The sequence below is a fragment of the Streptomyces albicerus genome (assembly GCF_008905045.1).
GTDB classification, from domain to species: Bacteria; Actinomycetota; Actinomycetes; order Streptomycetales; family Streptomycetaceae; genus Streptomyces; species Streptomyces albicerus.
The window spans coordinates 62,070-73,205 of sequence record NZ_VWMY01000059.1 but is presented as its reverse complement, the minus strand read 5'-3'; the positions used below and the strand labels follow the sequence as shown (position 1 = coordinate 73,205).

Genomic DNA, 11,136 nt, shown 5'->3' with positions numbered 1-11,136 from the left:
CAAGCACCGCACCCTCTACCAACCCGGGCACCAACAAACAGCCTGACCAAGCCCACAGACCTTGACCAAACAGATAGAAGCACCCCCCGGGAAATGGCTTACTCGCTGCTCACCGCCGGCAGCGCCCCTGTCCGGGCCGCCTCCCGGTACCAGAGGGCGCTCGACTTGGGCGTACGGGCCTGGGTCGCGTAGTCCACGTACACCGCGCCGAAGCGCTTGCCGTAGCCGTAGGCCCACTCGAAGTTGTCCATGAGGGACCACAGGTAGTAGCCGCGGACGTCGGCGCCGTCGGCGATGGCGCGGCGGACCGCGGACAGGTGGCCGTGGAGGTACGCGATGCGCTCCGGGTCGTGGACGCGGCCGTCGGGGTCGGGCTTGTCGTCGTACGCGGCGCCGTTCTCGGTCACATACAGCGGAAGCCCCGGGGCCTCCCTCGTGTAGCGCATGATCAGCTCGTGCAGGCCCGTCGGGTCGATGGTCCAGCCCATCTCCGTACGCTCGCCGGGCGTCTGATGGAACATCACATCAGCCGCGGCCGGCCACGGCGAGTGGTCGCTCGCCCCGTGGCCGTCCGCCCGCGGGCCGTCCGGGGCGGCCTCGGCGGCGCCGACCAGGGTGGGGGTGTAGTAGTTGAGCCCCAGCGCGTCCAACGGCTGGTTGATCAGGGGGAGATCGCCGTCCAGGACGTACGACCAGTCCGTCACCGAGGCGGTCGCCGCGAACAGGGTCTCCGGGTACGCGCCGTGCAGCATCGGGCCGTGGAAGATCCCGTTGGCCAGGTCGTCGATCCGCCGGACCGCCGCCAGGTCCGCCGGGTCCTGCGTAAGCGGCCTGACCACCGAGGAGTTGAGGCTCACCGCGATGGTGTTGCGGGCCGGCATCGCCGCGCGGAGGGCCGAAGTCCCGAGCCCGTGCGCCAAGTTGAGGTGGTGGGCTGCGCGGAGGGACGCCGCCGGGTCCGTACGGCCCGGTGCGTGCACCCCGGAGCCGTAGCCCAGAAACGCGCTGCACCACGGCTCGTTGAGGGTGATCCACTGCTCGACGCGGTCGCCGAGCGCCTCGCCGACGATCTGCGCGTACTCGGCGAAACGCAGCGCCGTGTCGCGCTCGGGCCAGCCGCCCGCGTCCTCGAGCTCCTGGGGGAGGTCCCAGTGGTAGAGGGTGAGCGCCGGCTTGATGCCGTGGGACAGCAGCTCGTCGACCAGACGGCGGTAGAAGTCGAGACCGCGCTGGACGGCGGGGCCGCGGCCCGTCGGCTGCACCCGCGGCCAGGACACCGAGAAGCGGTACGCGGTCAGGCCCAGCTCCGCCATGAGCGCCACGTCGTCGCGGTACAGGTGGTAGTGGTCGTTGGCGATGTCGCCGGTCTCGCCGCCGGCCGTCTTGCCGGGCGTATGGCTGAAGGTGTCCCAGATCGAGGGCGTACGGCCGTCCTCCCGCACCGCCCCCTCGATCTGGTACGCGGAGGTCGCTGCCCCCCAGAGGAAAGCAGGCGGAAAGGTCACAGGCTCAGGCATGGAAGCGCTCCCATAGAGGGCCGAGGGGTCGTGGAGACCGACGGGTTGGAGGGGGGAGGGGCGGGGCCGGGGCGACAGTGACCCGGCCCCACAGGAGGGACCCGGAGGAGGAACCCGTGAGAGGGGCTCAGCCCTTCACGGCGCCCTGCATGATGCCGCCGACGATCTGCTTGCCGAAGATCGCGAAGACGATCAGCAGCGGCAGCGTGCCGAGCAGCGCGCCCGCCATGATCAGCGACTGGTCGGGGGTGTAGCCGCGGCCGAGGCCCGCGACCGCGACCTGCACGGTCGGGTTGCCGGTCTGGGTCAGGACGAGGAACGGCCACAGGAAGTCGTTCCAGGTCTGCACGAACATCAGCATGCCCAGGACCGCCATCGCGGGGCGGGCGGCCGGGAACACCACGTGCCACACCACGCGCCAACTGCTCGCACCGTCCACGCGAGCCGCCTCGATGATCTCGTCGGGCAGCGCCTGGAGCAGGTACTGCCGCATGAAGAACACGCCGAACGCGCTCACCAGCGACGGCAGGATCACGGCTTGGAGCTGGTCGGTCCAGCCCAGCTCGGCGACCATCATGTACAGCGGGATCACCTGGAGCTGCGGCGGCACCATCATCGTGCCGATCACGATCAGCATCAGGGCGCCCCGGCCTCTGAAGCGCAGTTTGGCGAAGGCGAACCCGGCGATCGTCGACAGGAACACGATGGTGATCGCCGAAATGCCCGCCACGATCGTGGTGTTGAAGAAGGCCTCACCGAGGTTGGCGTCGGTCCAGGCCAGTTCGAGCTTGTCGAAGAGGTTGCTGCCGAACACGAACGGCGGCGGTGTCTCGGCCAGCCGCGCATTGTCGCGTGACGCGGCGATCGCCGTCCACACCAGCGGGAACAACGAGCCGATGGTGAACAGGGCGAGGATGATGTACGCGATGGGCCCGGCGTGCATCTGCCCGCCGGCGCGCGCCGCCTTGGGCCCCCGTACGCGCTTGGGCGGTCCGGGCTCCGGGTCCGCCGGAGGTTTGGTCAGGGTCGTCGTCACGGCCGGTTCTCCTAACTACTGGCGCGCAGCCGGCGCGAGATGACGTAGTTGACGATCCCGATCACGATGAGGATCAGGAACATCGTCCAGGCGATGGCGGAGGCGCGGCCCAGGTGCTGGTTGAGCCAGCCCTGCTCGTACATGTACAGACCGAGCGTCTGGAACTGGTGCTGGGACCCGCCGGACGCGCCCTTGTTGGCGTCGAACAGCAGCGGTTCACCGAACAGCTGGCTCGCCCCGATGGTCGACACGACAACGGTGAACAGGATCGTCGGCCGCAGCTGGGGCAGGGTGACGTGGATGAACTGCTGCCAGCGGGAGGCGCCGTCCAGGGCCGCGGACTCGTACAGGTCCTGCGGGATCGCCTGCATCGCCGCCAGGTAGATCAGCGCGTTGTAGCCGGTCCAGCGCCAGATGACGATGCTCGAGACCGCGAGCTGCGAGGCCCACTTCTCGTTCTGCCAGTCGATGTTGTCGATGCCGACGAAGTTCAGCGCCCAGTTGATCATGCCGTAGTCGCGGCCGAAGAGCAGCACGAAGACGAGGGAGGCGGCAGCGATCGACGTCGCGTACGGCGCCAGCATCATGACCCGGTAGAAGGTCGAGGCACGCAGCTTGTAGTTGAGGATATGGGCCAGGCCCAGTGCCATCAGCAGCTGCGGGACGGTGGAGATGATGCCGATGGTCAGGGTGTTGCGCGCCGCGTTCCAGTAGAACTCGTCGTCGAAGATGCGGGTGTAGTTGCGCAGCCCCGCCCATTCCATGTCGGTCGGCGCCGTCAGCTCCACCGTGTGCAGGGACGCCCAGGCCGTGTAGATCAGCGGGAACAGACCGAACGCCAGGAACAGCAGGAAGAACGGCGAGACGAAGGCGTACGGGCTCCAGCGCATGTCCCGCTGCCAGCGGCGGGAGAGCCTGGCCCGCTTCTTCGCCACCGCCGGGGGGACGGCATCGGCCGCGGGACGGCCCGGGGCCGCGCCCCCCTCCTTCTCGGGGGGCGCGGCGGTGTCGTGCCGGGTGGCCATACCGGTCACTTCTCCAGGTTGTTGTCGATGGTCTTGACGGCCGTCTCCCACGCTTCCTTGGGCGACTTGCCCTGGGTAACGAGAACCACGCCGTTGTCGGTCAGACCCTGCTGGATGATCTGGTCCTTCGGGCCGATGGTCTGGATCGGGCTCTCCTCGGCCAGCGGCGCGAAGATCTCACCGATCGGGGCGTCACCGGTCATCTTGTTCTTCGCGCCCGTCACCAGCGGCAGCTCGTACGCCGCCTGCGCGCTCGGGAAGCTGCCCCGCTTCGAGAACAGCTTGGCCTGCTGCTCGGGCGCCGTCAGCCAGGCGGCGAGCTTCGCGGCCTCCTCGGCGTTCTTGCCCGACTTGGGCACGGCCAGGAAGGAACCGCCCCAGTTGCCGGCCTTCGGCGACGTGGCCACGTCCCACTTGCCGGCGTTCTCGGGCTTCGACTTGCTCTCGATGTATCCGAGCATCCACGGCGGGCAGGACATCGCGGCGAACTTGCTGTTGGCGATCGTGGTGTCCCAGGCGGGCTGGAACTGCGTCTGGTTGCCGACCAACTTGTCCTCGGCGGCCTCGGCTGTCAGGTCGAAGGCGGCCTTCACGGCCGGGTTCGACTTGTAGATGACCTCACCGGAGGCGTCGTAGAACCGTTCCTTCTCACTGCCGATGATGGCGTTGAGCAGACCACCGGGGGAGTCCATGAAGGTGGTGCCCTTCGGGGCCTTCGCCTTGTAGTCCCTGCCGACCTCGACGAACTTCTCCCAGTCGCCCGCCCACAGCTTGCCGACTTCCTCGCGGTCGCTGGGCAGACCGGCCGCCTCGAACAGGTCCTTGCGGTAGCAGATGGCCATTGGGCCGACGTCGGTGCCCAGGCCGATCGTCTCGCCGCTCTTGGTGGTCGCCTGCTTCCACTTCCACTCCAGGAAGTCGCTCTCCTTGCCGTACTTCGACAGGTCCACCAGCTTGTCCGCGTAGGTGTTCGCGACCTCGTTGATGTTGCCGACTTCGATGCCCTGGATGTCCAGCAGGCCACTGTTGGTGGTGAGGTGGTTGACCAGCGGCGGGTAGTAGTTCTCGTTCCGCTCGATCACCGTCTGCTGGACGTCGATGTCCGGGTTGAGCTTCTCGTACTCCTTGTAGAGGCCCGCCTCTTCGAAGCCGAAGCTGCCGAAGAGACCGAGGGTGATCTTGGTCTTGCCGCCACCGGTGTCTGTCGACTCCTCGTCGCCGCCGTCGTCGGCACAGCCGGCCAGCAGCCCGGCGCCCAGCGCGGCGACGGCCGCGAGAACCGTCGTCCGGCGGGCGAAACGGGTACGTGCTCGCATTGCGTCCTCCTGTTGCCCTGACGTGCCGACCCCCCGGCCAACTGCGTTGTTGGGCCCGTTAGTTCATGCTGCGGCTCGGGCGGGGAACGTGCGGGATGTGTATGTGTCAGGTACTGTGGGAGCGCTCCCACAGGTGATGTGTTGAAGGTTCGTCGTTCGACGCGGGGGTGTCAAGGGAGAGGACATCGAGATATGTCTTCAGTTATCGGGCTGTTAGCTAACGCCGGTGGGGATCGGGAGTGTAGGTCTTCGACGCCTTCGAGGCGGGCCTCGGAGCGGATCCGAGGTCGGCACGGAGGTCGGCTCCCGGGTGGGTCCCCGGGTGCCCGGCGGGCCTCGCGGCGGGCTGCCGAGGGGGTACGGACGGGATGCCGAGGAGGTGCGGCCGTGGCCCGGAGGTGTTCTCCTAGGGAGCCCGGTCCCGATCACGGCTGTTAGATTCCAGGCCAAACGCGGTGTGAACCGTGTCGGACGGGAGGCGGACCATGGCAGTCCACGGAGCGCGGAGCCGGAGCGGCGGGCGGCCGACCCTCGAGGAGGTCGCCGCACGCGCCGGCGTGGGCCGCGGCACGGTCTCCCGCGTGATCAACGGCTCTCCGCGGGTCAGCGACGCCACCCGCGCGGCCGTCGAGGCGGCGGTCGCGGAACTCGGTTACGTACCGAACACGGCGGCCCGTGCCCTCGCCGCCAACCGCACGGACGCGATCGCCCTGGTCGTCCCCGAGCCCGAGACCCGCTTCTTCGCCGAACCGTACTTCTCCGACATGCTGCGGGGCGTGGGCGCGGCGCTCTCCGACACCGAGATGCAGCTCCTGCTGATCTTCGCGGGCAGCGACCGGGAGCGGCGCCGGCTGGCCCAGTACCTGGCGGCGCACCGTGTGGACGGGGTCCTGCTGGTCTCGGTCCACGCGGACGACCCGCTGCCGGATCTGCTGGCGCAGCTGGAGATCCCGGCGGTGATCAGCGGCCGCCGCTCGGCCGACGAGACGCTGCCGTCCGTGGACTCGGACAACTTCGGCGGGGGCCGCTTCGCCGTGGAGCACCTGATCTCCCAGGGCCGGCAGACCATAGCCCACCTCGCGGGACGTCTCGACGTGTTCGGTGCCCAGCGCCGTGTCGACGGCTACCGGGAGGCACTGCGCGAGGCGGGGCGCGAGGTCGACGAACGCCTCATCGTGCCGGGCGACTTCACCGAGGAGGGCGGCCGGCGCGCGATGACGGAGCTGCTGACCCGCTGCCCGTCCCTGGACGCGGTCTTCGCCGGCTCCGACGTCATGGCGGCGGGCGCCCGGCAGGTCCTGCGCGAGGCCGGCCGCCGCATACCCGACGACGTGGCCCTCGTCGGATACGACGACTCGGCCATCGCCCGCCACATGGACCCGCCCCTGACGAGCGTGCGCCAGCCGATACAGGACATGGGCCGCGCGATGCTCGACCTCCTGATGGACGAGATCGCGGACCGCCGCCCGGCGGTGTCCCGGGGGCTGGAGAGACGGCAACTGGTGCTGCCCACCGAGCTGGTGGCGCGCGCTTCGTCGTAGGGCGGGGAGGCCACCGCAGACGGGTTTCTACCGCGCCAGTGACCACACGGCCCACGCCACGAGGACCGCGCCGACGAGGATCATCAGAGCGGACACCGATCGTGGCAACGTCTTCCGCCGCCTCGGCGCCGACGTCTGCCCAGGCTGCAGGTAAGGCATCCCCGGCTGCTGCTGTGCGAAGGGGGCCACGTTGGGAGGCTGGGCGTCCCAGCTCCCGTCGGCATACTGCCGTTCGAGGATGCCCAGGGTGGACCGCCGCCACCGCACTCCCGCCGCGTCCGTGAACTCCACGACGCCGAGGGCGGGATCGGCGGGACCGGGGCCCACGTCGCTCGCGGGCAGTGCGGCACTGACGCTCTCCCCGGCATGGAGAAGCCGGCCGGCAGGGAGAGGCCCGTTCGCGAGGTTCGCGGGGAGCGGCCGGCCGTCGTAGCGCAGGGTGACGTCCCTGACGGGCTGATCGCTTCCGTTCGTCGCTCGAATGCTGTGACTGACCCACTGCTCGGCCAGCGGTGACGGCCGACTCCCCATCACCACCTGCACCAAGGAGGCCTGCACCACCTCGGCCCGCCGCTCGGCCTCCTTCGCGAGCTGCCTCTCCCGCTCCTCGACCGACCGCGTCAGCAGGGCCACCCGCGCCGCTTCCCGCACGGAATGCCGGTGCCCGGCGTAACTCGTGGCCAGCCCGGCCACGCCCACCACGGTCCCGACGACCGCCACCACTGCCTCAAGCATGGTCACTACTGTGCCGGAAAGCACTCGAGGGCCGGTTCGCTTCCGCGAACCGGCCCTCGAATCGATCAGGGTGAGTGACGGGACTTGAACCCGCGACATCCTGGACCACAACCAGGTGCTCTACCAGCTGAGCTACACCCACCATGACCGGTGGTTCTCCGAGTGGTTCACCGACCGGCCGAGAAAAAGTGTACAGGGTCCGCAGGGGTGCTCGCGCCCGCCTTTGTACGGGGGCTACTCCGCAGGTAGGACGTGCTTCGCGGCGATGGCGCGGGCCGTGTCGGAGTCGGGGCCGGGCTGGGGGACGAAGATCGCCTCGCGGTAGTAGCGGAGTTCGACGATGGATTCGCGGATGTCGGCGAGGGCGCGGTGGTTGCCGTTCTTCTCCGGGCTGTTGAAGTACGCCCGGGGGTACCAGCGGCGGGCCAGCTCCTTGATGGAGGAGACGTCCACGATCCGGTAGTGGAGATAGTCCTCGAGCGTCGGCATGTCGCGGAGGAGGAAGCCGCGGTCGGTGCCGACCGAGTTTCCGCACAGCGGGGCCTTGCCGGGCTCCTTGACGTGCTCACGGACGTAGGCGAGGACCTGTTCCTCGGCGTCCGCCAGGGTCGTGCCCGCGGCCAGCTCGGAGAGGAGACCGGAGGCGGTGTGCATCTGGCGCACCACATCCGGCATGGTCTCCAGCGCGGCGTCGGGCGGACGGACCACGATGTCCACCCCCTCGCCGAGCACGTTCAGCTCCGAGTCGGTCACCAGCGCGGCCACCTCGATGAGCGCGTCGTCCGACAGCGAGAGACCGGTCATCTCGCAGTCGATCCACACCATGCGATCGTTCATGGGTTCACCCTACGGCCCGCCCACGCGCCCCGGCAGGCTCGGGACCTCGGCATCTGCCCCCGAAGGCCCTGTACGGCGTCGGCCCCGGACCGCAGTGGATCCGGGGCCGACACACAACGCTACGACGCGGCTACGGCGCGCTCCGCTGTCCCGGCAGACTGGGCCGTCCCGCGTACATCTCCGCGCCCTGCCGTCCCGTCTCCGTGGAGAGGGACGACGTCGCCGGGCCGACCGCGTGGGCGGCCGCCGTACGACGGGTCTGGAGCGGGACGGGTGCCTCCTGCGGTACCGGCGGCTGCGACGGTGGTGGCGCGCCGTCCGAGTCGGCCGGCTGCTTGTCGCCCTGCGGGCGGCGCGCCCGGTACGCGGCCCGGTACGCCGCCGGCGACGAGCCCAGCTGGCGCCGGAAGTGCCCGCGCAGTGCCACCGGCGACCGGAAGCCGCAGCGCCCCGCGACCTCGTCCACCGAGTAGTCGGACGTCTCCAGGAGCCGCTGCGCCTGCAGCACCCGCTGCGTGATCAGCCACTGCAGCGGAGCGCTCCCGGTGAGCGAGCGGAACCGGCGGTCGAACGTACGCCTGCTCATGTACGCGCGTGCCGCCAGCGTCTCCACGTCGAACTGCTCGTGGAGGTGCTCCAGCGCCCAGGCGACGACCTCCGCGAGCGGGTCGGCGCCGATCTCCTCGGGTAAAGACCGATCGAGATAGCGCTCCTGGCCGCCGCTGCGCCGGGGCGGCACCACCAGACGGCGGGCCAGCGCTCCGGCTGCTTCGTTCCCGTGGTCCGTCCGCACTATGTGCAGACAGAGGTCGATCCCGGCCGCCGTGCCCGCCGACGTCAGTACGTCGCCGTCGTCGACGAACAGCTCTCGGGGATCGACGTGCACCGACGGATAGCGCTTGGCCAGCGTCGGCGCGTACATCCAGTGTGTCGTCGCGGGGCGGCCGTCCAGCAGTCCGGCCGCCGCGAGGACGAAGGCGCCGGTGCACAGCCCGACTATGCGGGCGCCCTCCTCATGGGCCCGGCGCAGTGCGTCGAGTGCCTCCTCCGGTGGCGGTGAGGTGATCGACCGCCAGGCCGGCACCACAACGGTGCCCGCCCGGGAGATCGCCTCCAGCCCATTGGGCGCGGTGAGTTCCAGGCCTCCTGTGGTCCGCAGTGGGCCTTCCTCGCCTGCGCACACCAGTAGTCGGTAGCGCGGCACGCCGGCGTCCTGGCGGTCAATCCCGAACACCGAAAGCGGTATGGAACTCTCGAAGATGGGGCCGCCGCTGAACAGCAGCACCGCGACGATCTCCTTGCGGCGTCGCCCGGATAGTTTCCGGGCCGCGGCTTCCGGCGCGGCAGTGGAGTCGTGGCTCATACTGCTAAGCCCCCCTCGGTGGTCGCGGCTCCTCGGTTGTGTCGCTCCTGCACGTTTCCCCTCGGTCCTGCACGAGTCCCCCGCCGTAAGACGTCAAGATCGAATCTACTGTGTCGCGTGGTGCCGAGGTGGCCAGTTCAGCACTCGGCAGATTGTCGACATGGCAACTTGGCGTGAAGCATTCGATCACGAAGCGTTGCACTCGTGGGCCGTACAGGGAAGTGCGCCTCGTCCCCGTGGCCGGTCCCCGTAGGGTGCGAGTACCCTACGGGACCCTTTCAGTGCAGGTCGAACGGGGGGTGGGGGCCGGTTCGGTCAAGGGATGCGCGGTGCCCAGAAGTTGGCTGAAAAGCAACGGGCGCGTGCGCGCAAACCGGTCAGTCAACCGGCGTATTTCCACCGGCGTGCCGGCCCCCTCGCCGCACCGCCGCGTCTGCCCCGTCGCGCCGCACATCATGCGCGGTCCGCTCCTCGGCGTGCAGCCGCGCCGCGCCCTCCTCGGACCGGCGCAGCAGCACCCGGCACGCCCCGGTCACCGCGGCGAGGCCGAAGGCCGTGCCGGCCGCGCCCGCCAGAGACGTTCCGTACCCGACGAGGACCACCGGGACCAGGACGCAGCTGAAGGCGGCCCAGCGCACCACATCGCTCACCGTGTCCTGGGCGGTGGGCGTCCTGGAGGGTGGCGACTGGGGCGCGGTCGTGGGGCGTCCGGACACGGTAGGGCTCCCTGGGGCGGTGGCTTACCGGGGTTCAACGCGGGTTGCCTCCGGCGGTCACGGATGGGCTCCAGCTGGTGTGGTGTGTCGGCTGCGGGTGGGTGGGGGCTTGTCGCTCCCCCACTCTCGGCTTCGCTCGAGCGGGGGGACCCCCATCGCGGCGGAGCCGCATATGTCACAGCCCCGCGCCCCTTACGGGGCGCTGCCGGGGGCCTCCTCGTTTGGATGAACGCTGTGCGAACCGCCTGTACGGGGCAGCAACCATTGCGTTACGGGCGCCCTCTCGTGCATGCTCCGGGGAACCCTCCCGCGGCGAGAGCGGGATCTGGGCAGAGGAGGCGTGCCGCCGTACCCTTGGGGGTATGGGGTTGGGAAGATGATTCCCGGACACAGCTCCGTTGCACCTGTCGTCCCACCCACGAGGATCCGAACGCCGAGACACCCATGGCCGGTCACGAATTCTTCGAACCCGCGGACCGCAAGCGCCCCGTCGCCGATCCCACGGCGGCCGAGCCCTTGGCGGCGGAAGAACCACGTCAGTCCTGCGACCCCGCCTTCAAGCACGGCGTCGTCGTCGGCTTCGACGGCTCGACGTCCAGCGAGCGTGCCCTCGCCTACGCGATCGGCATGGCCTGCCGCTCCGGCTCGGGCCTGATCATCGTGCACGTCGCGAACCGGCTGCCCACCACGGTGTGGGCGGGCTGCGAGCCCCCGGTCTTCGTCGACGTCCCCGACCACCGCACCGAGGTCCTCGGACTCGAGCTCGCCTGCGCGGACTATCTGGCCGAGGTCCCCTGGATCCTCGTCGAGCGCGGCGGCGACATCTGCCACGAACTCGAAGAGGTGGGGCGGGAGTACGAGGCGGACGCGATCGTCGTCGGCTCCACGCACGGCATCGTCGGCCGGATCTTCGGCTCGGTCGCCGGCCGGCTCGCGAAGCGCGCGCAGCGCCCGGTGGTCGTCATCCCGTGATGCGCGCTTCCGGCGTTGCCGTTTCGTAACTCGCCGTTGTCCCAGGTGAGATGAGCCGTTGGGCTGGTCAACTCCCTT

At 69.8% G+C, this 11,136-nt stretch carries 10 protein-coding genes and 1 tRNA gene; 2 read left to right on the top strand and 9 right to left on the bottom strand.

The annotated features are described in order from the left end of the window. Positions 1–98: 98 nt before the first annotated feature. From GAS53_RS40790 to GAS53_RS40775, 4 genes are all read right to left on the bottom strand, one after another. The gene (locus tag GAS53_RS40790; RefSeq protein WP_151482809.1) at positions 99–1,517 is read right to left on the bottom strand and encodes a GH1 family beta-glucosidase; all 1,419 of its coding nucleotides are present in this window, start codon (positions 1,515–1,517) and stop codon (positions 99–101) included. Between the two features lie 127 nt (positions 1,518–1,644). Further along, complete coding sequence (locus GAS53_RS40785; RefSeq protein WP_151482808.1) at positions 1,645–2,553, bottom strand: carbohydrate ABC transporter permease; 909 nt, start codon at positions 2,551–2,553, stop codon at positions 1,645–1,647. An 11-nt stretch (positions 2,554–2,564) separates the two neighbouring features. Next, entirely contained in the window at positions 2,565–3,578 is a 1,014-nt protein-coding gene (locus tag GAS53_RS40780; protein WP_151482815.1) for a carbohydrate ABC transporter permease, read from the bottom strand. Positions 3,579–3,583: 5 nt separating this feature from the next. Continuing rightward, positions 3,584–4,894 carry an ABC transporter substrate-binding protein gene (locus GAS53_RS40775; protein ID WP_151482807.1) on the bottom strand — a complete coding sequence of 437 codons (1,311 nt, stop codon included), beginning with the start codon at positions 4,892–4,894 and terminating at the stop codon, positions 3,584–3,586. A gap of 485 nt (positions 4,895–5,379) precedes the next feature. Between GAS53_RS40775 and GAS53_RS40770 the strand changes: the two genes are divergently transcribed. Further along, positions 5,380–6,435 carry a LacI family DNA-binding transcriptional regulator gene (locus GAS53_RS40770; protein ID WP_151482806.1) on the top strand — a complete coding sequence of 352 codons (1,056 nt, stop codon included), beginning with the start codon at positions 5,380–5,382 and terminating at the stop codon, positions 6,433–6,435. 27 nt (positions 6,436–6,462) lie between these two features. Here the strand turns inward: GAS53_RS40770 and GAS53_RS40765 are convergent, their stop codons facing one another. The 5 genes from GAS53_RS40765 to GAS53_RS40745 form a co-directional block, all read right to left on the bottom strand. Further along, a complete protein-coding gene (locus tag GAS53_RS40765; RefSeq protein WP_151482805.1) occupies positions 6,463–7,170 on the bottom strand; it encodes a hypothetical protein in 708 nt (235 codons plus the stop codon). A gap of 69 nt (positions 7,171–7,239) precedes the next feature. Further along, a tRNA-His gene (locus GAS53_RS40760) sits at positions 7,240–7,312 on the bottom strand. Positions 7,313–7,404: 92 nt separating this feature from the next. Next, complete coding sequence (gene orn / locus GAS53_RS40755) at positions 7,405–8,007, bottom strand: oligoribonuclease (protein WP_151482804.1); 603 nt, start codon at positions 8,005–8,007, stop codon at positions 7,405–7,407. Between the two features lie 130 nt (positions 8,008–8,137). Then, positions 8,138–9,370, bottom strand: a complete 1,233-nt coding sequence (locus GAS53_RS40750) for a helix-turn-helix domain-containing protein (protein ID WP_151482803.1) — start codon at positions 9,368–9,370, stop codon at positions 8,138–8,140. Positions 9,371–9,747: 377 nt separating this feature from the next. Further along, positions 9,748–10,086 carry a hypothetical protein gene (locus GAS53_RS40745; protein WP_151482802.1) on the bottom strand — a complete coding sequence of 113 codons (339 nt, stop codon included), beginning with the start codon at positions 10,084–10,086 and terminating at the stop codon, positions 9,748–9,750. A gap of 444 nt (positions 10,087–10,530) precedes the next feature. On the opposite strand from GAS53_RS40745, the gene GAS53_RS40740 reads away from it, so the two are divergent. Then, positions 10,531–11,058, top strand: coding sequence for a universal stress protein (locus tag GAS53_RS40740; protein ID WP_151482801.1), 528 nt, complete (start codon positions 10,531–10,533; stop codon positions 11,056–11,058). Positions 11,059–11,136 lie beyond the last annotated feature (78 nt).